The organism is Mycobacterium sp. SMC-8, from assembly GCF_025263565.1.
Taxonomy (GTDB): domain Bacteria; phylum Actinomycetota; class Actinomycetes; order Mycobacteriales; family Mycobacteriaceae; genus Mycobacterium.
The window spans coordinates 1,335,871-1,358,918 of sequence record NZ_CP079865.1 but is presented as its reverse complement, the minus strand read 5'-3'; the positions used below and the strand labels follow the sequence as shown (position 1 = coordinate 1,358,918).

The window sequence follows — 23,048 nt, the reverse complement described above, 5'->3', positions numbered from 1 at the left end:
GCGGCGGCCGACCGACTACTTCCAGACCGGCACACCGCTCACCGAGCATCGACTTCACCGGATACCGGTTCAGCGTGGAGATGGTGCCGACCACCATGACCTCCCGGCTCAGCGGAAGCGGATGTGCATCGTGGCGAGACCGAAGATCTTTTTCCCCGCCGACTTCGCGCCGACCAGCACGATGCCGGAGCGGGTCTCGGGGTCCAATGACTTGATTTTGCCGCTGTATTCGATGTCGGCGCCCTCCTTGGCCGACACCACCGCCGGCTGGGACAGCCGCACCGTGTAGCGGGTCACCGCGCCGGGGTCGCCCGACCAGGCCGAGACGAAGCCGGCGCCCAGACCCATGGTGAGCATGCCGTGGGCGATCACGTCGGGCAGGCCGGCCAGCCTGGCGATGTCCTCGTCCCAGTGGATCGGGTTGGCGTCGCCGGCGACGCCGGCGTAGTTCACCAGATCGCCGCGGGAGAGTCGGGTGTGGTGGACGGGTAACACGTCGCCGGCCTTGACGTCGTCGAAGGACGGCGTACCCGGCGTGCGGGTCAGCGCCCCGTCGGAGATCCGGATGTCGCCCGCGGGCCGCACCGTCTTCTCGTAGTCGTCCTCGGATCCCCCGATGTCGAGGATGTTCATATCGTGCATCATCGCGTTCTGCACGGCGGTCTTGACTCCGGCGTCGATGTCTTCGGCCGTCACCCCGACGACGGTGGTGTGCAGGGTGTGCACCCGCTCGCCGCGCGTGTCGGTGAAGGTGTTGGTCACGGTGATGAAGTCCCGGCCGGCCGTCCGGCGCACCGACGACAGCTCCACGTCGATGACCAGCTCGTCACCCGCGACGATCGGCCGGTGCTGCTCGAAGACCTCTTCGGTCTGCAGATACGTGTCGTAGCCGACGACGATCTCCTCGAACATCCGGCGGTTGCACTGCATGCCCGGGGCCGAAGTAAATGTCAGCGGCGCGACGACGTCGCTATAGCCCAGCTCGGCGGCCGCGGCGACGCCCCAGTGCGCGGGGTGGTAGTCCTGCACCGCGCGGGCGTATTCGCGGACCTTCTCGCGACCGACGAGGTAGGTGCCGTCCATCTGGTAGTGGTGGCCGACCCGCGCTTCGAGCGGCGAGGCTTCTGCTGGTGCAGTCATAGATGTGCTCAACTCTTCCGTCGGCTGGTCATGGAGGCCGACCCAAGCACACTAACGCGCCGAGGTCGGCCCGCCACAAGCCGAAGCAGGCATCGCCGGTCGAGCCCTACACGGTGAAGCCGCCGTCGACGTTCAGGTGCGCCCCGGTGATGTAGCCGGACTCCGGGCCGGCCAGGAAGCTCACCAGGGATGCGACGTCGCTGGTGTGTCCGTAGTGGCCCTGCGCGGTCACCTGCTTCAGACTCTCGGCGAAGGCACCGTCGTCGGGGTTGGCGTCGGTGTCGATCGGGCCAGGTTGGACGTTGGTGACGGTAATGCCACGCGATCCGAGGTCGCGGGCCAGTCCTCTGGTGAACGAGGACACCGCACCCTTGGTCATGTTGATCGCGACCAGGCGGTCGAACTCCTCGGCCGGGAACTCGTCGATCGGTGCGAGGTGGGCGACGGCCGAGTTGTTCACCAGGATCTCGAGGCCGTCGAGTTCGGCCACGGTCTGCTCGACGGCGCGTGCCACCTGCGCCGGGTCCGCGGAATCGGCCTGGATGGCCACCACCGTGGCGTCGTCGGAGGCGAGCCGCCGCACGATCTCGGCGCCGATTCCACGCGATCCTCCCGTCACCAGTGCTCGCTTTCCTGCCAAGGGTGCTGTGCTCATCCGTGTGCGGTACATGGCCGTCGGACGACCCCGCGAATTCGAACCCGAGCACGTCGAGCGGGAAGCGATGAAACTCTTCTGGGAACGCGGCTTCGACGGCGTGTCGATCTCGGACGTCACCGCGGCGACCGGGGTCCACCGGCGCAGCATCTACGCCGAGTTCGGATCCAAGGAGAAGCTCTTCGAGCGAGCCACGCTGCGCTACCTGGCCGGCCCGGGCGGCTACCTCACCGACGCGCTCGCAGAGCCGACCGCCCGCGCTGTCGCACGGGGGCCACATGGATGCCTGACGGTGGGGAACGCGCCCGGACTCCCCGAGCTGCGCGACTCCACCGTGCACCGGATCGCCAAACGTTTCGACGCGGCCGTGGCCGACGGCGACCTGCCCGCGGTGGACACGCTGGTGTTGGCACGCTGGATCGCGGCCGTCTGCCAGGGGCTCGCGTTGGCGGGTTGGCCGCAATTTCCGGCTGACTGACGCCAGGCCCTCACAGCGATTCCCTGGGGCCGTCGGGCCCGAAAGGTAGTGCGACGATAGCGCCATGACCGCAACGCTCGTCGCGAAGAATGTGGCGGGCGGATTCGCCCACCGCACCCTCTTCGAGAACGTCGACCTGACCGTCGCCCCGGGCGATGTGGTCGGAGTCGTCGGCGCCAACGGCGCCGGCAAAAGCACCCTACTGCGAATCCTGGCCGGGGAACTGGATCCGCTCCGAGGTTCGGTCAGCGTCGCGCCGGCCGACGCATTCGTCGGGTGGCTGCCCCAGGAGCACGAACGCGTCCCGGGCGAGACCGTGGCGGCCTACGTCGCGCGCCGCACCGGATGTGCCCAGGCCACGCGCGCCATGGACGCCGCGGCCGCCGCGCTGGACGACGCGGGCAACGGCGCCGACGCGTACGCGGCCGCGCTGGACCACTGGCTTGCCACCGGCGCCGCCGACCTCGACGAGCGACTGCCGGCAGTATTGGCCGACCTCGGACTCGACACCGATGCCGTGCGTCCGGACACGACGCCAATGACCGCCCTGTCGGGCGGGCAGGCCGCCCGGGTGGGACTGGCGGCGCTGCTGCTGTCGCGGTTCGACATCGTGCTGCTCGACGAACCGACCAACGACCTCGACCTGGACGGCCTGGCCAGGCTCGAGCGGTTCGTCGGCGAGCTGCGCGGCGGAGTTGTCCTGGTCAGTCACGACCGGGAATTCCTGTCCCGCACCGTGACTCGCGTACTGGAACTCGACCTGGCGCAGAACACCGCCACCGTATTCGGCGGCGGATACGACAGCTATCTGGACGAGCGCGAGGTCAACCGCCGGCATCGGCGCGAACAGTACGAGGAGTTCGCCGAGAAGAAGGCCGACCTGGTGGCCCGCGCGCGTATACAGCGGGAATGGTCGAGCCAGGGCACGCGCAACGCGATCCGCAAGGCACCCGACAACGACAAGATCCGTCGCCGTGCGGCCACCGAATCCAGTGAAAAGCAGGCGCAGAAGGTGCGTCAGATGGAGAGCCGGATCGCCCGCCTGGACGAGGTCGAGGAGCCCCGCAAGGAATGGACGCTGCAGTTCACCATCGGGGCGGCGCCGCGATCGAGTGCGGTGGTCGCGACACTCGACAAAGCTGTTGTGCGGCAAGGCGCTTTCGTGCTCGGCCCGGTGTCACTGCAGGTAGACGCCGGGGAGCGCATCGGCATCACCGGCCCCAACGGGGCGGGTAAGTCGACGTTGCTGCGCCTGCTGCTGGGCCGTCAGCGGCCCGATGAGGGGCGGGCGAGCCTGGGTGCCAGTGTCGAGATCGGCGAAATCGACCAGGCCCGTGCGTATTTCACTGGCCCTGATCGGCTTCTCGACCGGTTCGAGCAGCAGGTGCCGTCCTGGCCGACCGCCGACGTGCGGACGCTGCTGGCGAAATTCGGGCTCGGCGCCGACCACGTGGAACGCGCCGTCGACCACCTCTCGCCTGGCGAACGCACCAGGGCCGGGATGGCACTCCTACAGGCCCGAGGCACCAACGTGCTGGTGCTCGACGAGCCGACCAACCATCTCGACCTGCCCGCCATCGAGCAGCTCGAACAGGCCCTGGACGCCTATGCGGGCGCGCTGCTGCTGGTCACCCACGATCGACGGATGCTGCAGAACGTCCGGTTGGATCGCTCATGGCGGGTCGAGAACGGTCGCGTCGAATAGACCCCGCGAGCGTGAAGCCAGGGCTCCCCCGCAGGGTGTAACCGCGACCAGGAAGGCTATTCCGCGGGTCGGTCCGACTCGACCGGCTCGATGAGGAAGACCGGGATCTGTCGCTCGGTTTTGGTCTGGTACTCGGCGTACGGCGGGAACGCCGCGACGGCCAGCTTCCACCAATGCTCGCGTTCGTCGCCGTCGAGCTCACGGGCGGTGCCCTCCACTACCTTGTCACCGTCCTGGACGGTGACCGCGGGGTTGGCCTTGACGTTGAAGTACCAGCTGGGGTGCTTCGGATCGCCGCCCTTGGACGCCACCATTGCGTAGCGGCCGTTCTCCTCGACGCGCATCAACGGCACGTAGCGTTTCTTGCCCGACTGCGCACCGGTGGTGGTGTACAGCACGACCGGGCGGTCGAGAATTTCGACGCCGTCGGTGGTGCCTTGCTCCAGGATGCGCTTGGTCTGGTCGCGGACCCAGTCGGTGGGACTCAACTCTGCTTGTTCGCTCACGCTGCCTCCAACGATCGTGATTCCTATGGGTATTCCCGGTGTATCCCGTACGAGGCGATGCAACCCTTCAGAGCCGGGCCAATAGTGTGTCGATGGCTGCCAGTTCGGCCGCGCTCACCCACGACGGATTGGCCTGCTGAGGGGAGCGGAACACCTCCATCGACGCCAGCGTGGAGATCGACGACAACCTCACCGCGGTGAGCGGCTCGCGCAGCAGCGGAATGCGTACGGGCAGCTGCAGCCCGCCCCCCTCGGCGACGGGCCGGCCGGTGACGCGACCGTCGCCCCAGAATCCCCGCTCGGGGTGTGACGACACCCAGAACAGGACCCGGTGGCCCGGCCGGATGAGTCGAGACCGGTAGTTGCCGGCGATACACCAGATGCGTTTGGCCTCGCCGGCGGCAAGCATCGGCGCGAGCGGGGTCTTGTTCGGGTTGCACTTGATGACCCACGCCCCGAGCGTTTCCAGGGTCACGCTGCGCGTCGGGGCCATGAAAAGTGTCTACCAAGAGATGTCGTCGGGCAGCTCGATCTGCGCGACGGCCATGTTCTCCTCCAGGTGCGCCACCGACGACGTGCCGGGAATCAGCAACACGTTCGGCGCCTGCTTCAGCGTCCACGCCAGCGCGATCTGTGCCGGCGTGCGATCCAGTTCGGCGGCCAGGCGCCGCACCGTCGCGTTGCCGAGCACCGGATTGTCGGGGGCGAACGCCGAACCCAGCGGGAAGAACGGTACGAACGCGATTCCGCGCTCGACGCACAGATCGAGCACCGGCTGTGACGAGCGGTCAGCCAGGTTGTACGCGTTCTGCACGCACACGATATCGGTGCGCTCCAAGGCGATTTCGAGATGCTCGCGGCTGATGTTGCTCAATCCGATACCGGCGATGAGGCCCTCGTCGCGCGCGGCGATCATCGCGTCGAGCTGACGGTCGAACAGCGGGCGGTCAACCGCACCCGGCTCACCGCTGTCGAAGATCCGCAGATTCACCGCTGCCAGCTGATCGGTCTCCAAGGTGTCGAGGTTGACTTCGATGTCGCGGCGCAGTTGCTCCGGCTGCTGCGCGGGCAGCCAGTTGGCCTGGTCGTCGCGGGTGCCCCCGACCTTGCTGACCAGCGCAAGGTTGTCCGGGTACGGGTGCAGCGCCTCTCTGATCAGTTCGTTGGCGACATCGGGCCCGTAGATCTGTGCGGTGTCGATGTGGTCGACGCCGAGTTCGACGGCGCGCCGCAGCACGGCGATCGCCTGGTCATGATCGCGCGGAGGTCCGAACACGCCGGGTCCGGGCAGCTGCATCGCGCCGAATCCGACGCGGTGAACCTCGTACTTTCCGAGTGTGAACGTGGATGGCGAGCTCATCGACAACTCCTTTGATATCAAACTATTGTGCCTCGAACTATATGGCGAGAGGTCAAGGGTGTCAACGGACGTGGCCGGCACCGATGAACGCTTCGGAGCCCTCGGTGTGGGGCGGTGCTCAGCTCAGGCTGTCGGCGAGCTTGGTGAGGAGTCGGGTCAGGGTCTCCTGCTCGTCGCGGGTCAACCCCTTCAGCAACTCGTGCGCGGCCGCGGCGTAATCGGCCAGCCAGCGCTTTGCCTGTGCTGCCCCGGCCGGCGTCGTCGTCAACCGGACCGCGCGGCGGTCATTCGCGTCGGGCGCCCGCTCGATCAGCCCGTCACGCACCAGCGCGTCGACGAGGCTGGACGCGGTGCCCTGCGTGACACCCACCGCGCGGGCCAGATCGGCCAGCCGAACCGGTTGCAGCCGTTGGACTTCGGCAAGCAACTTGGATCGCGGCGTCGACACGCCGTGCTCGCCGAGGCGCTCGTCGAACGACCGCACCACCGACTTGGCGGCACGGCCGAACGCGTCGGCAACTTCCACCGCACGACGTTGATCGGCCCTCACCGCGCTTACCTCCGTTGATCTCGCGGTCAGAGTACGTCACGCACATAGCCGTGAGTGCGTCACGCAGCCCGATGTCGGCGACGGCTATGTTTCCCGCGACACCGCATGAGTCACAGGAATCCGCCTTTTCCAGAGGTCTACTCGCCCATTCACTGAAAACCGCGGCTTCCTGTGGCAATTGGGGCGCATCGACGTCCGGAAGAACCCGCCAGGGTGTTCCGCATGGCCCGACGCTCAAGCGCCCATGCTCAGCCCCCGCTGCGCGCGCTCTCGAACGGCACCGGGTCCGGCGCCTCGTCGGTGCCCGGCGTGACGGTCCCGCCGATCGGGCACCGTGCGGTCTCGGGCACCTTGAGCAGTGCGATGGCGCCGATGACGCACGCGCCCATCATGTAGTAGGCGGGGAACAGCAGGTCGCCGGTCTCGCCGATGAGCCAGTCGTTGACCGCCGGTGCGGTGCCGCCGAACAGCGACGTCGACACGTTGTAGGCGATCGCGAATCCGGCGTAGCGCACCTGGGTGGGGAACATCGCCGGGAACGTCGCCGAGATCGTCGCCAGCTGCGGCACGTACAGCAGCCCAAGGAGCGCGTAGCCGATCACCGCGCCCCATAGGTTGGTGCCCATCAACAGGAACATCGGCACGGCGGCGACGAACAGACCGACCAACGAGAACCACCACAACGGCTTGCGTCCCACCCGGTCACTGAGCAGTCCGGCGAAGGGGACGAACACCATCATCGACAGCATGCCGATGACCGGCACGATCAGCGACTGGTCCGGCGTCAGCCCGATCTTGGTCTCCAGGTACGTCGGCATGTAGGTCAGCAGGGTGTAGTTCACGACGTTCAGCGCGACCACCAGTCCGCCCAACTGCAGGATCGGCCGCCAGTACCGGCCCAGCAGATCGCGGAACTGAGCGGTGGTCTCCGATTCCGTCTCACCCTTCTCCTCGAGCTCCCGGAACACCGGGGTGTCCTCCAGCCGTGACCGCAAATAGAGCCCGATCAGGCCGAGTGGCGCGGCCACCAGGAACGGCAGCCGCCAACCCCAGGCGTGCATCTGCTCGTCGCTGAGGACCAGGGAGCAGCCCAGCATCAGCAGCGCGCCCAGTGAAAACCCGCCGAGGGTGCCGAACTCGAGGAAGCTGCCGAGCAGCCCGCGGCGCCGGCTCGGCGCGTACTCGGCCATGAACGTGGCGGCGCCCCCGTACTCACCGCCGGTAGAGAAGCCCTGGATCATGCGGAGCAGCACCAGCAGGAACGGTGCCCACATCCCGATCATGTCGTAGCTGGGCACCAGTCCGACGCAGAACGTGGCCCCGGCCATCAGCACGATCGTCATCGCCAGCACCCGCTTGCGGCCCAGCCGGTCACCGAGCGGTCCCCAGACGAATCCACCCAGTGGACGGACGAGGAAGGACACCGCGAACGTCATCAACGCCAGCAACGTCGCGCTGGCGGCGTCCCCGGGGAAGATCGCCGCCGAGATATAGGTGACGCCGTAGGCGTAGATGCCGTAGTCGAACCATTCGGTCGCGTTGCCGATCGCCGACGCGGTGATGGCCTTCTTCAGGACTCCCGGTGGTGGGTCTTCGTGGGTGGTGGACATGAGAAGCGCTTGCTCGTTATCTGCCGGGGCTCAACATCCCGGACGTCATCGCTCGTGTGGTGCTCATCGTCCGGGGCTGGATCTTCCCTGCCGGAATCAGGCTCGGCCTTGGTGTCCGACAACTCGGGTTCCAGCGCGACGCTCCACGACCGCTGGTGAGGGCTGCGGCCTGGTTGCTGATCTGCGGCGGGGCGGAGTGCCACCACGTTGCCGACCGCGCGCCGGAGCCCGGGCGGGCCCTCCACCCGCAGGAAGTCGCTGATCCGCCCGGCGCGGTAACGAAGCGGCGAGCCGGCCAGCTCACCCATGACCACGCCGGCGCCGATCGCCAGCGCAGTGGCCGCCGCCGCGAGTGCCTGCGCCATGCCCGCGGTGAAATCCCGCTCCACGGCGAAGTAGAACACCGCCCGGAAGACGGCCATGCCCGGCAGCATCGGGGTGATGCCGGCAGTCGCGGTGACCAGCGCGGGCGCCTGCCGCCGAATCGAGATCACGGTGGCCAGGAGGCCGACACCCACCGCTGCGGTGCCGGTCGCGACGACCTGGCCGAAACCGGCGCTGCCGAGGCCGATCAACACGGCCTCGGCGAGACCTGCCGCGATGCCCGCGGTCAGCACGGACCGCCATTTGGCGTAGCTCGCGATGACCAGACAGGCACCCGCCAGCGCCGCGCCCGTCACCGCCAGCACGATCTGTGTCGGCGTGGTGGGCAGTACGAAGTACTCGGTCGCGTCGACACGGAGTTGGATCTCGATGCCGGCCAGGGCGGCGATCTGCAAACCGGCCAGGATGCCGACGACGATGCCGAGGGTCAAGAACAGCACGTCGCCGAGCCGGGCCACCGCAGTGAGCATGTATCCGGTCAGCGCGTCCTGCACCGAGCCGACCAGGGTCATGCCCGCCAGCAACATCACGATCCCGGTGGCCACCAGCGCGGTCGGGCCCTGCCCGGCGAACAGGAACGCGGCCACGGCGATCAACGTCGCGATCAGCGCCCCCGCCGCCTGCTGGAAGAACAGCGGGGTGCCCAGCTTGTTGAGCAGCCGGCTGCTGCGGTCGATCAGCACCGAGGTGACCGCGGCCAGGATGCAGGTCAGCCAGGTACCGCCGAGCAGCATCGCGATGCCGAGGGCGAAGCCGGCCCACCCCGCGGTCGCGATCCAGCGGGGGTAGGGGTGCGGCTGCTCGCTCAGCTCGTCCATCGCCTCGTGGGCCTCATCGACCGATACCCCGCCCGAGGTGATCCTGCGGACCAACCGGTCGAGGTCGGCGAGCCGCGTGTAGTCGGTGGAGCGTGCCTGCACCGCCCGCACGATGGTGACCGGCGGGCTGTCGGCGGTGGGCAGCGCGGACACGAAGATGGTGGTGACGAAGACGTCCACCACGCAGTCGGTGAGCTGGTAAGCCTGCGCGACGTCCTGGGCGGTGGCGACGACGTCCGCGGTGCCCGAGCCGGACGACAGCATCACCTCGGCGAGCCGGATGGTCAGGTCGAGAACCTTGCGGGTGTGCCGCTCGCTCAGCCCGCCGGAGGTGCGTCGGCGCTGGCCGGCGCCCGACGCGGGCTCACGGCGCCCCTTCAGGGCGAAGTGCAACGCGCGCCGGCGCCGCGCTGCCCCGTCGGATCGATCGGCACCCATCACGGGACACGATACTGAGCGGCGCAGGGCGGACCCGCACTCACGCCGGTCGGTCGAGCCTGCGGCGCACGGCCCGGTCGATGAGGTCGCGGTAGAGCGCGACGTACCGGTCGGCCATCGTCGCGACACTGTGTCTCGCGACGGCCTTCGCGCGTACCGTCGTCCGGCACAGCGCGGCGGCGTCGGGGATCGCCGCGGCCATCGCCGCGGTGTCCTCGGGTGGGACCAGGCGTCCGCAATCCCGGTCGACCAGTTCGGGGACGCCGCCGCGGGCGAAGGCGACCACCGGAGTGCCGCACGACAGCGCTTCGGCGACCACCTGCCCGTACGGTTCATTCCACCGCGGGGTGACCAGCGCCGCCGCGGCGCCACCCACCAGCGACGCCAGACTTCGCTGGTCGAGGTGTCCGGCGTAGCGCACCCTGTCGCCCAGATGGGGCTCGATCCGGCGCCGGAAGTACTCGGCGTCGACGGTCGGGCCGGCCAGCGTGAGGTGGTGACCCGACCGCACCGCCGCGTCGATCGCCAGGTGCGGCGCCTTCTCGGGGACGATCCGCCCCGACCACACCAGATACCGGCCGCCACCGGCGCCCAGCGGCCACCGCGACACGTCGACCCCGTTGGGGACGACCGCCAGCCGCTCGATGCCGACGTGCGCCCACGCGTCCGCGGCGTTGCGACTGACCGCGGCGAAGGCGAGGTCCGAATCCTTCATCGACCCGATCGCCGCCTCGAGCAGGGGGAGGGGCGGGGTGTGCAGCGTGGTCAGCATCGGGGTGCGCAGGTACGGCGCCCACCGGATCGGAACGTAATGCAGGCTGTGGTTATGGATCACGTCGAAACGCCACGGGTGGTCCTCGGTGAGCTCGGACATCACCGCGACGTACGCGTCGTGCCGGGACTGCTTCACCGCGCCCGGTAGCGGGAACGGAACCGCGGCGGCTTCGCTGCGCGGCAGCGCGCGCACGGTCAACCCGGGATGGGTGAACCCCGGGTCCGTGCCCTGAGCGGCGAACAGGGTTACCCGATGGCCCAGACCGACCAGCGCGCGAGTCAGATGCCACACGTGAGCTTCCAGGCCGCCGGCGAAGGGTTCGCGGATGGGGAAGTGATTGTGGGCGATCAGCGCGATTCGCAGCACCCGTGGTCCTCGATTCCGTCGAGGGGCGGCATCGGCGCCGGCCCGCGAAGGGGAGTACCCACCTCGACGGCGGTTGGCACTCGCTGCACAGCCCCACTAAGTTTTCTCGCGTGACGTTTTCCGCCGTTGCTGTGCTCGCCCGCCTGATCGCCCCCTGCGCCGCCGTCGCGGCTGTCGCCGGCGCCGTCCTGGTCACCGAACCCGCCCCGGCCGCCGCGCCCGCGGTGCGGCTGGCCGCCGAGGCGAACCCGTTGGTCGGCCTGCCGTTCTACGTCAACCCCAACTCGAAGGGGACGCGTGCCGCCGCGGGCAACCCGGATCCGCTGCTGGCCGCCGTCGTGAACACCCCGACCGCGTACTGGATGGACCACATCTCCACCCCGGCGGTGGACGCCAAGTACATCGCCACCGCCCAGGCCGCCGGCACCATGCCGGTGCTGGCGCTCTACGGCATCCCCAACCGTGACTGCGGCAGCTACGCCGCGGGCGGCTTCGGCTCGGCCGGGGGGTACCGGTCCTGGATCGACGGTGTCGCGGCGGCCATCGGGTCCGGGCGCGCGGCGGTCATCCTCGAGCCCGACGCGCTGGCCATGATCGACTGTCTGTCCCCCGGTCAGCAGCAGGAGCGGATCGAGCTGATCCGCTACGCCGTCGACACCCTGACCCGCAACCCGGGCACCGCGGTGTACGTCGACGCCGGTCACCCGCGCTGGGTCGCCGCGGACGTGATGGCCGGCCGGCTGAACCAGGTGGGCATCGAGAAGGCCCGCGGCTTCAGCCTCAACACGGCGAACTTCTTCACCACCGAGGAGTCGGTGGGCTACGGCGGCGCGATCTCGGGGATGACGGGCGGCAAGCCGTTTGTCGTCGACACGTCGCGCAACGGCGCCGGGCCGGTCGAAGGCGACGATCTCTATTGGTGCAACCCGAGCGGTCGCGCCCTCGGTGCGCGCCCCACCACGGACACCGGCAACCCCATGGTCGACGCGTTCCTGTGGGTCAAGCGGCCCGGTGAGTCCGACGGCGCCTGCCGCGGCGCGCCCAGCGCAGGCACGTTCGTCAGCCAGTACGCCATCGACCTGGCCCGCACCGCCGGCTGGTAGCCCGTGCGGTCAGCCCGCCAGCACGAAGGACAGGAAGAACCCGCCGGCGGTCGCGAACGCGTTGAGCGGGCGGCCGTGTTCGAACGCCTCGGGCATCAGCGTGTCGGCCAGTGAGGCCAGCACCGCGCCGCCGGCGAACGCGAGTGCCAGCGCCAGCACCGGTTCGCTGAGCTGACCGGCGGTGACCCGACCGACCACCACCGCGGCGGCGAGCAGCGCGGCGCACCCCAGCCACACTCCGATGACCGCCCGTCCGCTCATCCCGGATTTGCGCATCGACATCCCGCCGACCAGGGCCTCGGGAAAATTCGAGAGGAAGATCGCGACCAGCAAGGACAGCGACGCTCCACCGACGAGGGAGACACCGAGCGCCAGGTTCTCGGGAACGCCGTCCAGGGTGACTGCGGCCAGCAACGCCAGTCCGACCCCGCGGCCCGCGCCGTCAGACACCACTTCGCGTTGCTGGGGGCCGGAGCTCCCGCTGATGTAGCGGTCGAGCAGGCTGTCGGCCACGACGAACGCGGCCGCGCCGCCGAGCAGGCCGAGTCCGGAGTGCAGCGCCCCGCCCAGCTGGAACGCGTCTTCGAACAATTCGAAGGCCAGCGCGGAGATCAGCGCGCCGCTGGCGAAGGCCAGCAGCACGCCGGTCACCTTCTTGGGCAGATCCCACCGGACGCCGACGAGGGCTCCGATCACCAGCGCGCTCGATGCGGTGATCCCGAACAGCGCAGCAGTCAACACCCGCGCTGGGTACCCGCCGCGCGCGTACCGTCACCGGGATGAGCGACGAAGAACTAGTGTCGAACGTCCCGGACACCGCGCGCTGACCCGGCCGGAGGTGGCGCGGTGGCTGCTGGATGTGGCCGGACCGGGGCTGCGGATGGATGAACGAGAAGACCGGCGGGCTGCTGCGCAATGCGCCTCACCCGCCGGGATCGCGAGGACTAATCCGCGGTGCGGAGGGGAACCCCCGCAGCTGAACTGTAGGCCGATCGGGGGTGATGCATGGACGAGGGCTGTCCCAAGCGGATGACATTCGGGCCGTGCGGAGGCGTACGGCCCGGCGGCGAGTGTGAAATGCGCCCCGGCCCCTGCGCTTTTCCCGACGTCGTGCCATGGCCGGCCGACGCGCCGGCCCCGCGTGAACCGGCCACGGCCCCGCTGATCCTGACGGATTTCACCTGCGCCCCCTTCGATCCCCCCGATGTCGCGGCGACCGCGGCGGCGTTGGCGCCGTCCTGCGATGCCGTCCTGGTCGGCGAACACCAGAACCGGCCCGACTTCCCGCCCACCCTGATGGGGCGACTGCTGCTGGACGCCGGTGTGACCCCGTGGATCACGCTGTCCTGCCGGGACCGCAACCGGGTGGTGCTGGAGCAGGAGGTGCGGGGGCTGTCGCTGATCGGCGTGCAGACGGTGCTGTGTGTGACCGGCGACGGGCGCGGCTACGACGTGCGCCCCGATGTCACCCAGACCTTCGACCTCGACGGGCCGCGGCTGGTCGAGTTGGCCGCGTCGCTGGGAGTGACCGCCGCGGTGCCGGAGACCATCACCGCGCCGCCGATCGCGGGACGCCCCCGCCGACTGGTGCACAAGCAGCACGCGGGCGCCCGGATCGCCGTCCTGAACCACGTGTCGTCGCCGGCTTCGGTCGCCGGGTTCATGGCGGCGGCACATGCTGCGGGACTGAGCATTCCGGTTCTGGCGGCGGTGGCGGTGTTCACCGACGAGGTGTCCGCGGCCGTCCTGCAGGGACTTCCGGGATTGGCCCTTGACCCGGAGGTGGTCACCGCCGTGTTGAACGCGGCGGACCCGGTCGACGCGGGCATCGAGGCCGCCGTCGCCGAGGCGCGGGCGCTGCTGGCCATCGACGGCGTGGCCGGGGTCAACATCTCCGGACTGGCGTCGGCCGGCGGGACCAAGGTCGGCGCCCGCATCAAAGCCGAAGTCGGGGAACGTATTCGCGCGGAAAGGTTGGGGTCATGAGCGAGGCGATGGAGGCGGAGTTCGACACTGTGGCCGAATGGACCGCCGAACTGGCACGTGATCTCGGCCCGGAGTACCACATTCCGGCCGGCTGTCGTGGGAGCGGAAACCCCGCGGCGCTGGACTGGCTGGTCGACCGGTTGCAGCTGCGACCAGGTGAGGTGTTGCTCGACTGCGGGGCCGGTGTCGGGGGTCCCGCCGCCTACGCCGCGGACCGCACGCCGGTGTCGCCGGTCCTGGTGGAACCGCAGGCCGGCGCATGCCGGGCGGCCCGCACATTGTTCCCGTACCCGGTGGTACAGGCCACCGCAGGTGCGCTTCCCTTCCCCGACAACGCGTTCGATGCCGCCTGGTGCCTCGGGGTGTTGTGCACCACCTCCGACCAACTCGGCGTGCTCACCGAACTGCGCCGCGTGGTCCGGCCACCGGGCCGGATCGGCCTGCTCGTGTTCGTCGCCCAGCAGGACCTCGACGCCGACCAGCAACCCGACGGCAACAACTTCCCGACCAGGGACTCGTTGCCGAAACTGCTGAGCGCGGCCGGATTACGCGTCGACGCCGAGCTCTGCACCGCCGACCTGCCCGCCATACCGCACGCGTGGGAACAGTGCGTCGACACGGTGGACGAGGAACTCCGCCGCCGGCACGCGAGAACACGCACCTGGCAGCTCTCCGAGCAGCAGTCCGACCAGATGGGCACGCTGCTCGGCGACGGACTGGTGGTCGGCGTGGTGATGAGCGTGCGTCACGCGTGACGTCGCGCCCGAGTATGAACGAACCGTCATGTTTGGCGCCCTAGCCGCCGGGTAAATCGGCTGGGCCGAGTTCTTCAGTACGCAGGGACATCGTGCGTTCCCAACGCATTCACATTCCGGGTGAGGAGACGATCGTTGCTGCGTGTGGCTTCAGTGCCGGCCTCCCATGTATATGTACGACATCTGGCCGACCCGGCAGGTGGAGACGAGGTGGTCCGGCTGTTCGATCCGGTGCCCACCGACGGACGCAAGGTGCCGGGCGGGTGGTGGCCTCCGCTGATGCTGGAACCCGGTTGGGTCACCGCCAACCATGACCGCTTCGACGTGTTCCACGTCCACTTCGGGTTCGATGCCGTGGGTGCGGAGGTGCTGTCCGAGGTGATGCAGGAACTGAAGTTCCACGGCAAGCCGTTGGTGTACACCATCCACGATCTGCGTAACCCGCACCACCGTGAGCCCGAGGCGCACCGGCTGCAGCAGAACGTGCTGGTCGCCGCGGCGGAAACAATCATCACCCTGACACCCGGTGCCGCCCAGGAGATTCGGCGCCGATGGGACCGCACCGCTCACGTGCTTGCGCATCCCCATGTCTTGGAGCGGCCGCACATCGAGGCCACCCGAAAGGAGCAGGACCGCTTCGTGGTCGGGGTCCACGTCAAGAGCTTGCGCGCCAACATGGATCCGCTGCCGGTGCTGCACGCGCTGACCGAGATCACCGATACTCTGCCGGACGCGCTGTTGCGCATCAACATTCACGATGAGGTCTTCGAACCTGGCAGCCATTGGTACGCAGCACGATTCGGGAAAGCGGTGCTGGCCTTCGACCGGCTTGAGCATGTCGAGGTGTGTGTGCACCCCTACTTCTCGGATGCGCAACTGTGGGACTACCTTTCCGGACTGTCGGTGTCGGTGTTGCCCTACCGATTCGGAACGCATTCAGGTTGGCTGGAAGCCTGTTTCGACCTGGGCACCGCCGTGATCGCACCGAGCTGCGGGTTCTATGCCGAGCAGCAGCCGTGTGGTGTCTTCACGTTGACCGAAACCGAGTTCGATGTGGCGTCCCTGGAGATGGCCGTGCAGACGGCTCATGAGCGCTGGCGCAGCGGCACGCCGGCCCCCCGGGCCACCTGGAGGGAGCGGTCCGCCGAACGGGCGCAGTTGACCGGCGCGCACAGGACCCTCTACGAGAAGGCACTGAAATGATGCGCCCGCTGCGGATCGCGCTGATCGCATCGTCCCGCCACCCCGTCAGCCAGCCGTTCGCCGGCGGCCTGGAAGCGCATGTCTGGCACCTGGCCCGAGCGCTGGCCGACCAGGGACAACGGGTCTCACTGTTCGCCGCCCCCGGCTCAGACCCCGCCCCGGGCTGCGCGTCGCTGACGGTGCGCGAGCTGAAACTCTCCGATGCGGCACGGTCGGACGTCTCCATGCCCGCCGAGGAGTTCATGGACGACCACCATGCCTACCTGGCGCTGATGTTGGGCCTGGCAGGCAGACACGCCGAGAGCTTCGACGTCATCCACAATCACAGCCTGCACTATCTGCCCGTGGCGATGGCGCCCACGCTGTCCACACCGATGCTGACCACGGTGCACACCCCGCCGACGCCGTGGCTGGAGTCGGCCGTCCAGGCCACCGGCGGCCGGGGTACCCGCTTCGCCGCCGTCTCCGAACACACCGCCACTGCCTGGGCGCCCGCCGGCGTCCCGTTCACTGTGGTGCCCAACGGAATCGACGCCCGGCGGTGGCCGCTGGGACCGGGCGGGCAGCACGCCGTCTGGTTCGGGCGTATCACGCCGGAAAAGGCTCCGCGCCTGGCTATCGATGCCGCCCGGCTTGCCGGTGGCAATCTCATGCTGGCAGGGCCGATCTCCGATCCCGCGTATTTCGCCGATGCCGTCGAACCGCACCTGGGTCAAGCCGTCCGGTATGCCGGCCATCTCACCCAGCAGCACCTGGCCCGCCTGGTGGGAGCCGCCTCGGTCGCACTGGTGACTCCGACGTGGGACGAACCGTACGGGCTCGTGGTCGCCGAAGCGATGTCCTGCGGCACACCGGTCGTCGCCTTCGCGCGGGGCGGGATCCCCGAACTGGTGACACCCCAGTCGGGCTGCCTGGTAGCTCCCGACGACATCGAGGCGCTGGCCGCGGCGATCCCGGTGGCCGCGCGGCTGCCCCGACGGCAGGTGCACGAGCACGCCGTGCGCCGCTGCTCTGCCGCGGCAATGGTGCGGGCCCACCTCGCAATCTATCGACAGATGATCTCTCCCAGGGGTGACGACACCGATGATCGGCTACTACATCCACCATCACGGGTACGGCCACCTCGCCCGGGCCGTCAGCATCACCTCGCATCTGCGCAGACCCGTGACGGCATTGACCTCGGCGACTGTGCCGCAACAGCATCCGTTCTCCTCGGTCGTCAGGCTTCCGCGTGACGACGTGGCCGAACACGTCTCGGAACCGACGGCGCACGGGGCGCTGCACTGGGCGCCCTACTACGACAGCGGCTTCGGGGCGCGCATGCAGGCGCTGGCACAGTGGGTCGCTGACGCGCGGCCCGAGTTGTGCGTGGTTGATGTGTCGGTCGAGGTGGCGATGTTCCTGCGGCTGTTGGGGATTCCGACCGTCATCGTCGCACTGCCCGGGGACCGGACCGATCCGCCGCATGTCGTCGTGCACCAGATGGCCGACCACATCCTGGCCGCCTGGCCCGCCGGTCTGAACACCCCGCACTGGCTGAAACCGCACGAGCACAAGACCAGTTACGTCGGTGGCGTCAGCCGCTTCGAGAACCGACCGATGCCGACACGGTCCAGTGACCGGCGCGACCTGCACGTGCTGCTGCTCGGCGGCGCTGCCGACGGGTTCGGCGCCGCCCGGGCGTGCGTGCAGGACGTCACCTGTACCGCCCTCGGTGGCGCGTCCGGAATCTGGACCGACGACCCGTGGCCTTACCTGTGCGACGCCGACGTCGTGGTCAGTCACGCCGGCCAGAACAGTGTCGCCGACATCGCGGCGGCCCGCCGACCTGCGGTCGTCATCCCGCAGCCTCGGCCCTTCGACGAGCAGCACATGACCGCGTCGGTGCTGAGCCGATACGGTCTGGCTGTCACCGCACCGCGGTGGCCATCCGATGACGACTGGCCCGCCGTGCTGCAACGGGCACGCACCACCGACCCGCAGCGGTGGAGGCAATGGCAGGTGCACGGAGCGGCAGCGCGGGCCGCCGCGGCGATCGAGTCGACCGCGGTCCGGTGCCGTGGAAAGGCGGCCCGGCGATGAAGACAGCGGTGATCACGATCGTGCACGGACGGCACCGGCACCTGCGCGCCCAGATACGGGGTCTGCAGTGCAGCACCGAGCCCGTCGACGACCACGTCGTGGTGGCGCTCGGTGACCCCGACGTGGTCGCGGTCGCGGAGTCTGAACGGCACCCCGGCTATGTCGTCTCATGCCCTGCGGCGGCACCGCTGCCGCTGGCGCGGGCGCGGAACGCCGGCGCCCGAAGCGCCCTCGACCGAGGAGCCGAACTGTTGATCTTCCTCGACGTCGACTGCATCCCGTCGGCCGTGCTGACCGGCCGTTACCGGGCAGCGGCTCGGCGGGCCGAGCACAGGGACGCGCTGCTGTGCGGTCCGGTCACCTACCTGCCCCCGGCCGGACCCGCCGGGTATGACCTGGCGACACTGGACGACCACCGGCGACCGCACGCCGCCCGACCGTCACCTCCCGACGGAACTGTGCTTCCGACAACGGATTACGCGTTGTTCTGGTCGCTGTCGTTCGCCGTACGCGCAGGGACCTGGGATCGGATCGGCGGCTTCTGCGAGGAGTACGTGGGCTACGGTGGTGAGGACACCGACTTCGGGCAGTGTGCCGCAGCCAGGGGCGTGCCGATGTGCTGGGTGGGCGGGGCGCACGCTTTCCACCAGCACCACCCGGTCGAGAACCCGCCGGTGCGGCACCTCGACGACATCGTGCGCAACGCACACATCTATCACCGCCGATGGGGTACCTGGCCGATGGGCGGATGGCTGGATGCCTTCGCCGAACAGGGACTGATCAGCCGGGATCCTGGCGGTGCGCCGCATAAGACGGTGATCAGCGTATGAGTTCAGGAGGCTGACGGCATGTTGCTCTTCTTCGGGTACGGCACCAAACAGGCCTACCTCGGCGCCGGACAGGTGCGGACCTGTCCGCGCTGTCACAACACCAGCCAGTGGAACCGCATGCGGGAGTTCAAACAACTCACGCTGTTCTTCATCCCGGTGGCGCGATGGAAGCGGCGCGTGTTCGAGGTCTGCGGTATCTGCGGCACCGCGGTGGCGGCCTGAGGGCTAGCTGCGACGCGGAGAGATCCGCATTGTGATCCGGGCGGCGACACACACCGTGCCGGCCGCATCGGTGATATCCACTGGAACGACGAGTTTGGTTGCCTCGGAGCCGAACTCAGGAATCGATTCCAGATGCGCGATGGCGGTGACGTCGGTCGGCGGGATGGTGGCGTCGGTCATCAACGCGCCCGCGAGCTCGGCCATGTTGCACGACGCGATGGCGTGGAAGGTGCCGAGGTGGTTGTGCGCGCCGCGGCGGTTACGTGCGGTCGCGCGGCAGTAGCCCACCCGGAGTTCCTCGACGGCGGGATGCACGGAGCGGAAGTAGGGGGCCTTCAGGCATACCGCCTGACTGAACATCCACGTGCCGAACGGAATCTTCTGCAGCGTGTTCCAGATTCGGAGATTGGTGCGCAGCGCGGGACCTGTCCTCATGTCGGTTCCTTCCTGGACTTGGGTGCCGGGGGTGTGAGTGCGAGGACTGCGCGGACCGCGGCGGTGAGCCGGTCGCGTGTCCCGGGGTCCGGCGGATGCTGCACGCGCAGCAGCAACGCGGTCGGCAGATCGACCACGCAGGCCCGGATCGCCGCGATTGCGTGCCGGTCACGGCGGCCCCACATGCTCTCGGCGAGCTCGACGATGAGCGCCCCCAGGTCGCCGTCGAGAGCGCGGAGATCGGCCGCGAGTTCGGCAGCAACGTCGCGGGCGCCGAGCAGCTCATGGCGGGGCAGAGCGAGCAGGTACAGCGCCGAGGACGGGTGGCTTTCCAGGAATGTGGCCGGACATTCGGCGGCGGCGACCACCGCGGCCTGCACATCACCGTCGGCGAGCGCCCCCGCGACAGCCCTCCGCTGCTCCTGCAGGTACCGCCGAGCCGCACGTAACCAGACGTGACCTTAAAGACCGCCGCGGGATCCGAATGCGTGATAGATCGCACCGTTCGAAATCGAGGTGCGCTGCGACAACGCCCTGATCGTCACCGCGCGCGGCCCCGCGTCGGCGGCCAGCTGCTCAGCCGTGTCCATCAGGTGGTCCAGGTCGATGACGCGGGGTCTGGGCACCCGAACACCATAACAGAGCGCGTGCTCTGTTTTGATCCGCCGTTAGGCTGAGACGAAAGCCACCCGATCCTCTGGAGACCCTGCATGCGGCCGAGCACCGCTGAAACCTTGCGGCCGCTGTCGACGGCGATCAGAGAAGGTTCGGCGGCCGAGCACGACGCCGCCGAACGGTCGCCGTTTCTGAGCGACCTGCTGTCCGGGGGGATCGGCCGGCACGGCTATGCGCAGTATTTGGTGCGGTTGCGCGGGATCTACGACGCACTGGAGAACGCTGTGCGGGCACATCGCGACGACCCGTTGGTCGCGGCGGTGTACGACCCCGCGCTGGAACGGGTGGCGGCCCTGGACGCCGATCTGGACCACTGGGCGCCGGGCGCCGATCGAACCGTGGATTCAGCTGCGGTGCAACGCTATCGGGAGAGGATCAGCGGCCAGTCCTGGGGTGGCGCGCTGGTGGCCCACCATTACACCCGCTATCTGGGCGATTTGTCCGGTGGGCAGGCGATGGCCCGAATCCTCGACCGCGAGTTCGGTCTCGACGGAAACGGGTTGGCGTTCTACCGCTTCGGTTTCCGGGTCAAGCCGTACAAGGATCACTACCGGGAGCGCCTGGACGGCCTCAGTCTGGACGCCGCTGACATCGGACGGGTGGTGGCCGAGGTCAAGACCGCGTTCGCGCTGAATCAGGCGGTGTTCGACGAGCTGGCCTCCGCGCGGTAGCGGTGCTCAAGCGAGGACAGCATGCCCGCGATCATCGACTGAGACGGCGCCGCAACCCGGTGGTAACAGAAGCCCGTTACAGTGGCGCCACGCACAGCGGGGTCAGGGAAGGGCGACTGCGTGGTGGCAGACGGTTCCCGAACAGTGGTGTTCGCGCTCTACGACAAGGTGACGCTGCAGGACGTCGCGGCACCTCTGGAGATCTTCGCCAGGGCCAACGATTTCGGCGCCCGGTACCGGGTGCTGCTGGTGTCGCCGACCGGGGGCGCCGTCGGCACGACGGCCTATGCGCAGCTGAACACCGATGTGCCCCTGGCCCGGGCGCCCGAATCGATCGACACCTTGCTCGTTCCCGGAGGCGTGCCCGCCGGTTTCTCCTTCACCCCCGGCCTGCACGACATCCCGGAAGAACCGACACCGGATTCGGTTCCGGACGCGTTGATGATGGTTCGCGAACTCGCGCCCCGGTCGCGTCGCATCGCATCGGTGTGTACCGGGGCCTTCGTGCTGGCCGCTCTGGGGTTGCTCGACAACCGCCGGGCGACCACGCACTGGGCGCACTGCCAGACGCTGGCCCGCACGTATCCGAAAGTGAAGGTCGACCCGGATTCCCTGTTCGTCCAAGGACGGACCGTTTATCACCGGTGCCGGGATCACCGCCGGCATCGATCTCGCGCTCGCCCTCGTGGAGAGTGACTTCGGTCCGACGGTCGCGCGACGCGTCGCGCGCTGGATGGTGGTCTTCCTGCAACGGCCGGGTGGGCAGGCGCAGTTCAGCGTCTGGGCGGAATCGGCGCTGCCGGTGACGGGGGGTCTGCGAGGTGTCGTGGACTCGGTGATCGCCGACCCCGGCGCCGATCACTCGATTGCCGCCATGGCCGCCCGCGCCGCGGTAAGCGAGCGCCATCTGGTGCGGATGTTCCGCGAACAGGTCGGGATGACACCGGCGAGGTTCGTCGAGCAGGCGCGGCTGGAGGCCGCCAAAGTACTTCTTGCCACGAGCGACAAAGGGCAGGACGCGGTGGCACGGCGCACCGGGTTCGGGACACCGGACACGTTGCGGCGCACGTTTCGCCGAAATCTGGGAATCTCGCCCAGCACGTACCGAAATCGGTTCCGCACCACAGGTATCGACGGGTAGGGCCGGAAGCCGGTGTGCCGCGATGGCGTCACGCCGGTGTCCGGCGAGCGACCAGGTGATCGCGGACGCGGGCCCCGGAGCGTAATCCACTACGCCGGGCCGCGGCATGAAACGACTCGCCCGCGAGCACCAGCCCGACCGCGTTCTCCAATCGGATTCCGTCCACGTACTCCCGCAGCGTCACCCCGACCTGGGCTTTGAAGAGCCGGGCGAGGTGACGCGGGCTCAGACCGAGTTGCGCTGCCACGACGTCGAGTTCGTAGTGCCCGGCGGGATCGACGACGATCGTGGCCATCAGCCGATCAAGTCCGGGGTGCTTCGGCCGCGCGGTGCGCGCGGCAGCCGAGATCTGCGGATGGCCCTCCAACCGCCTGCCCAGCAGCACCATCTCTTTGCAGATGTCTTGCGCCACAGCGTTGCCGAAGTCGTCGGCGACCAGTGCCAGCGCCAGGTCGATCGCGGCGGTGCCGCCGGCGGACGTCCAGACGTTGCCGTCACGGGTGTACACCGAGTCCCGTTCGATCGCCGTCGACGGATGCCGGGCGGCGAACACTTCCAGATGCCGCCAGTGAGTGGTCGCGCGGCGACCGTCGAGCACTCCCGCCGCCCCCAGCGCGAACGACCCCGCGCAGATCGATGCGATCCGCCGCGCCGCCGGCGCGAGCGAGCGGACGGCTTGATCCAGGTGTGCGGGCACACCGCCCGTGACCAGGCAGTCCCCGCCCGGAACCAGCACCGTGTCGACGTCGGGTGGCAGCGGCGACGTCGCCGCGTGAATCGACAGTCCCGAGCCGCACCGGATGGCGGCGGTACCCGAGGTCGAGTACAGCCTGACCGAATAACGGCAGCCCAGCACCTGGGCGACGTCGAAGACTTCCAGCGGCCCGGTCAGGTCGAGTGTGCGGACACCGTCGAAGACCAGAACGGCGATATGCCGTGACCGGGTGTCGGCGGGGATGTTCATCGCGTCAGCGTCGCCGGTACGGGGACCACACGTGGTGCGATGTCCGGATTTGTCCACCTTGTGTCCGGGTCGGTCGGTCGGCTGTTGCCCGTGTCCTGTTCCGCACAAACCACGTCCATGTCGGACACCGGTGGCAATGGTGACTTTACGTCGCCGAAACACGGTCCGCTCAACGTTATTCGGGTCCGGTCGATCA

The 23,048-nt window shown here is 68.9% G+C and carries 23 protein-coding genes and 2 pseudogenes; 12 read left to right on the top strand and 13 right to left on the bottom strand.

What is annotated here, in order from left to right; genetic code table 11:
* Positions 1-108: 108 nt before the first annotated feature.
* On the bottom strand, positions 109-1,140 hold the full coding sequence (locus tag KXD97_RS06765) for a fused (3R)-hydroxyacyl-ACP dehydratase subunits HadA/HadB (protein ID WP_260755995.1): 1,032 nt from the start codon (positions 1,138-1,140) through the stop codon (positions 109-111).
* A 106-nt stretch (positions 1,141-1,246) separates the two neighbouring features.
* Positions 1,247-1,795, bottom strand: a complete 549-nt coding sequence (locus tag KXD97_RS06760; RefSeq protein ID WP_260755994.1) for an SDR family oxidoreductase — start codon at positions 1,793-1,795, stop codon at positions 1,247-1,249.
* 13 nt (positions 1,796-1,808) lie between these two features.
* Here KXD97_RS06760 and KXD97_RS06755 point away from each other — a divergent pair, with 13 nt between their 5' ends.
* Together KXD97_RS06755 and abc-f are read left to right on the top strand one after the other, a co-directional pair.
* The gene (locus KXD97_RS06755) at positions 1,809-2,273 is read left to right on the top strand and encodes a TetR/AcrR family transcriptional regulator (protein WP_260755993.1); all 465 of its coding nucleotides are present in this window, start codon (positions 1,809-1,811) and stop codon (positions 2,271-2,273) included.
* Positions 2,274-2,337: 64 nt separating this feature from the next.
* The gene (gene abc-f, locus KXD97_RS06750) at positions 2,338-3,978 is read left to right on the top strand and encodes a ribosomal protection-like ABC-F family protein (RefSeq protein WP_260755992.1); all 1,641 of its coding nucleotides are present in this window, start codon (positions 2,338-2,340) and stop codon (positions 3,976-3,978) included.
* A 56-nt stretch (positions 3,979-4,034) separates the two neighbouring features.
* Here abc-f and KXD97_RS06745 read toward each other — a convergent pair whose 3' ends face one another.
* The 7 genes from KXD97_RS06745 to KXD97_RS06715 all read right to left on the bottom strand — a co-directional run bounded on the left by KXD97_RS06745 (position 4,035) and on the right by KXD97_RS06715 (position 10,785).
* Positions 4,035-4,484 (bottom strand): nitroreductase family deazaflavin-dependent oxidoreductase, encoded by a 450-nt coding sequence (locus tag KXD97_RS06745; protein ID WP_260755991.1) that lies wholly within the window; start codon positions 4,482-4,484, stop codon positions 4,035-4,037.
* Between the two features lie 67 nt (positions 4,485-4,551).
* Positions 4,552-4,977: a hypothetical protein gene (locus KXD97_RS06740; RefSeq protein ID WP_260755990.1), complete on the bottom strand. Its 426-nt coding sequence runs from the start codon at positions 4,975-4,977 to the stop codon at positions 4,552-4,554.
* Between the two features lie 9 nt (positions 4,978-4,986).
* A complete protein-coding gene (locus KXD97_RS06735; RefSeq protein ID WP_260755989.1) occupies positions 4,987-5,844 on the bottom strand; it encodes an oxidoreductase in 858 nt (285 codons plus the stop codon).
* 118 nt (positions 5,845-5,962) lie between these two features.
* Positions 5,963-6,370 (bottom strand): MarR family winged helix-turn-helix transcriptional regulator, encoded by a 408-nt coding sequence (locus KXD97_RS06730; protein WP_260755988.1) that lies wholly within the window; start codon positions 6,368-6,370, stop codon positions 5,963-5,965.
* Between the two features lie 272 nt (positions 6,371-6,642).
* The gene (locus KXD97_RS06725) at positions 6,643-8,004 is read right to left on the bottom strand and encodes an MFS transporter (RefSeq protein ID WP_260755987.1); all 1,362 of its coding nucleotides are present in this window, start codon (positions 8,002-8,004) and stop codon (positions 6,643-6,645) included.
* Positions 7,965-9,644: a threonine/serine exporter ThrE family protein gene (locus tag KXD97_RS06720; RefSeq protein WP_260755986.1), complete on the bottom strand. Its 1,680-nt coding sequence runs from the start codon at positions 9,642-9,644 to the stop codon at positions 7,965-7,967. Before KXD97_RS06720 ends, KXD97_RS06725 begins: the two co-directional genes overlap by 40 nt.
* Before the next feature lie 40 nt (positions 9,645-9,684).
* Positions 9,685-10,785, bottom strand: coding sequence for a glycosyltransferase (locus KXD97_RS06715; protein WP_313901356.1), 1,101 nt, complete (start codon positions 10,783-10,785; stop codon positions 9,685-9,687).
* 110 nt (positions 10,786-10,895) lie between these two features.
* Here KXD97_RS06715 and KXD97_RS06710 point away from each other — a divergent pair, with 110 nt between their 5' ends.
* Positions 10,896-11,888: a glycoside hydrolase family 6 protein gene (locus KXD97_RS06710; protein ID WP_260755985.1), complete on the top strand. Its 993-nt coding sequence runs from the start codon at positions 10,896-10,898 to the stop codon at positions 11,886-11,888.
* A gap of 9 nt (positions 11,889-11,897) precedes the next feature.
* On the opposite strand, the gene KXD97_RS06705 is transcribed toward KXD97_RS06710, so the two are convergent.
* Positions 11,898-12,629, bottom strand: a complete 732-nt coding sequence (locus tag KXD97_RS06705) for a ZIP family metal transporter (RefSeq protein ID WP_260755984.1) — start codon at positions 12,627-12,629, stop codon at positions 11,898-11,900.
* A gap of 264 nt (positions 12,630-12,893) precedes the next feature.
* On the opposite strand from KXD97_RS06705, the gene KXD97_RS06700 reads away from it, so the two are divergent.
* From KXD97_RS06700 to KXD97_RS06670, 7 genes are all read left to right on the top strand, one after another.
* Positions 12,894-13,874 (top strand): methylenetetrahydrofolate reductase, encoded by a 981-nt coding sequence (locus KXD97_RS06700; RefSeq protein ID WP_260755983.1) that lies wholly within the window; start codon positions 12,894-12,896, stop codon positions 13,872-13,874.
* Complete coding sequence (locus KXD97_RS06695) at positions 13,871-14,629, top strand: class I SAM-dependent methyltransferase (protein ID WP_260755982.1); 759 nt, start codon at positions 13,871-13,873, stop codon at positions 14,627-14,629. The genes KXD97_RS06700 and KXD97_RS06695 overlap by 4 nt, the downstream gene beginning before the upstream one ends.
* 135 nt (positions 14,630-14,764) lie before the next feature.
* Positions 14,765-15,832 carry a glycosyltransferase family 1 protein gene (locus tag KXD97_RS06690; RefSeq protein ID WP_260755981.1) on the top strand — a complete coding sequence of 356 codons (1,068 nt, stop codon included), beginning with the start codon at positions 14,765-14,767 and terminating at the stop codon, positions 15,830-15,832.
* Entirely contained in the window at positions 15,829-17,067 is a 1,239-nt protein-coding gene (locus KXD97_RS06685) for a glycosyltransferase (protein WP_260755980.1), read from the top strand. The genes KXD97_RS06690 and KXD97_RS06685 overlap by 4 nt, the downstream gene beginning before the upstream one ends.
* Entirely contained in the window at positions 17,021-17,914 is an 894-nt protein-coding gene (locus tag KXD97_RS06680; RefSeq protein ID WP_260755979.1) for a glycosyltransferase, read from the top strand. The genes KXD97_RS06685 and KXD97_RS06680 overlap by 47 nt, the downstream gene beginning before the upstream one ends.
* On the top strand, positions 17,911-18,744 hold the full coding sequence (locus tag KXD97_RS06675) for a glycosyltransferase family 2 protein (protein WP_260755978.1): 834 nt from the start codon (positions 17,911-17,913) through the stop codon (positions 18,742-18,744). Before KXD97_RS06680 ends, KXD97_RS06675 begins: the two co-directional genes overlap by 4 nt.
* Positions 18,745-18,762: 18 nt before the next feature.
* On the top strand, positions 18,763-18,966 hold the full coding sequence (locus tag KXD97_RS06670; RefSeq protein ID WP_260755977.1) for a zinc ribbon domain-containing protein: 204 nt from the start codon (positions 18,763-18,765) through the stop codon (positions 18,964-18,966).
* A 3-nt stretch (positions 18,967-18,969) separates the two neighbouring features.
* Here the strand turns inward: KXD97_RS06670 and KXD97_RS06665 are convergent, their stop codons facing one another.
* Positions 18,970-19,401 carry a hotdog fold domain-containing protein gene (locus KXD97_RS06665; protein ID WP_260755976.1) on the bottom strand — a complete coding sequence of 144 codons (432 nt, stop codon included), beginning with the start codon at positions 19,399-19,401 and terminating at the stop codon, positions 18,970-18,972.
* A pseudogene (locus tag KXD97_RS06660) lies at positions 19,398-20,027 on the bottom strand (TetR/AcrR family transcriptional regulator). Before KXD97_RS06660 ends, KXD97_RS06665 begins: the two are co-directional and overlap by 4 nt.
* An 84-nt stretch (positions 20,028-20,111) precedes the next feature.
* Here KXD97_RS06660 and KXD97_RS06655 point away from each other — a divergent pair.
* Both KXD97_RS06655 and KXD97_RS06650 read left to right on the top strand, forming a co-directional pair.
* Complete coding sequence (locus KXD97_RS06655; RefSeq protein ID WP_260755975.1) at positions 20,112-20,747, top strand: heme oxygenase (biliverdin-producing); 636 nt, start codon at positions 20,112-20,114, stop codon at positions 20,745-20,747.
* A gap of 123 nt (positions 20,748-20,870) precedes the next feature.
* Positions 20,871-21,888: pseudogene (locus tag KXD97_RS06650) on the top strand (GlxA family transcriptional regulator).
* A gap of 28 nt (positions 21,889-21,916) precedes the next feature.
* Here the strand turns inward: KXD97_RS06650 and KXD97_RS06645 are convergent.
* Positions 21,917-22,852 (bottom strand): GlxA family transcriptional regulator, encoded by a 936-nt coding sequence (locus KXD97_RS06645; protein WP_260755974.1) that lies wholly within the window; start codon positions 22,850-22,852, stop codon positions 21,917-21,919.
* Positions 22,853-23,048: the final 196 nt, after the last annotated feature.

Excerpts from the sequence above, each read along its gene's own strand:
- KXD97_RS06765 (WP_260755995.1), bottom strand. The coding sequence starts at position 1,140 with ATGACTGCACCAGCAGAAGCCTCGCCGCTCGAAGCGCGGGTCGGCCAC.
- KXD97_RS06760 (WP_260755994.1), bottom strand. The coding sequence starts at position 1,795 with ATGAGCACAGCACCCTTGGCAGGAAAGCGAGCACTGGTGACGGGAGGA.
- KXD97_RS06755 (WP_260755993.1), top strand. The coding sequence starts at position 1,809 with ATGGCCGTCGGACGACCCCGCGAATTCGAACCCGAGCACGTCGAGCGG.
- abc-f (WP_260755992.1), top strand. The coding sequence starts at position 2,338 with ATGACCGCAACGCTCGTCGCGAAGAATGTGGCGGGCGGATTCGCCCAC.
- KXD97_RS06740 (WP_260755990.1), bottom strand. The coding sequence starts at position 4,977 with ATGGCCCCGACGCGCAGCGTGACCCTGGAAACGCTCGGGGCGTGGGTC.
- KXD97_RS06735 (WP_260755989.1), bottom strand. The coding sequence starts at position 5,844 with ATGAGCTCGCCATCCACGTTCACACTCGGAAAGTACGAGGTTCACCGC.
- KXD97_RS06725 (WP_260755987.1), bottom strand. The coding sequence starts at position 8,004 with ATGTCCACCACCCACGAAGACCCACCACCGGGAGTCCTGAAGAAGGCC.
- KXD97_RS06720 (WP_260755986.1), bottom strand. The coding sequence starts at position 9,644 with ATGGGTGCCGATCGATCCGACGGGGCAGCGCGGCGCCGGCGCGCGTTG.
- KXD97_RS06700 (WP_260755983.1), top strand. The coding sequence starts at position 12,894 with ATGGACGAGGGCTGTCCCAAGCGGATGACATTCGGGCCGTGCGGAGGC.
- KXD97_RS06695 (WP_260755982.1), top strand. The coding sequence starts at position 13,871 with ATGAGCGAGGCGATGGAGGCGGAGTTCGACACTGTGGCCGAATGGACC.
- KXD97_RS06685 (WP_260755980.1), top strand. The coding sequence starts at position 15,829 with ATGATGCGCCCGCTGCGGATCGCGCTGATCGCATCGTCCCGCCACCCC.
- KXD97_RS06675 (WP_260755978.1), top strand. The coding sequence starts at position 17,911 with ATGAAGACAGCGGTGATCACGATCGTGCACGGACGGCACCGGCACCTG.
- KXD97_RS06670 (WP_260755977.1), top strand. The coding sequence starts at position 18,763 with ATGTTGCTCTTCTTCGGGTACGGCACCAAACAGGCCTACCTCGGCGCC.
- KXD97_RS06665 (WP_260755976.1), bottom strand. The coding sequence starts at position 19,401 with ATGAGGACAGGTCCCGCGCTGCGCACCAATCTCCGAATCTGGAACACG.
- KXD97_RS06655 (WP_260755975.1), top strand. The coding sequence starts at position 20,112 with ATGCGGCCGAGCACCGCTGAAACCTTGCGGCCGCTGTCGACGGCGATC.
- KXD97_RS06645 (WP_260755974.1), bottom strand. The coding sequence starts at position 22,852 with ATGAACATCCCCGCCGACACCCGGTCACGGCATATCGCCGTTCTGGTC.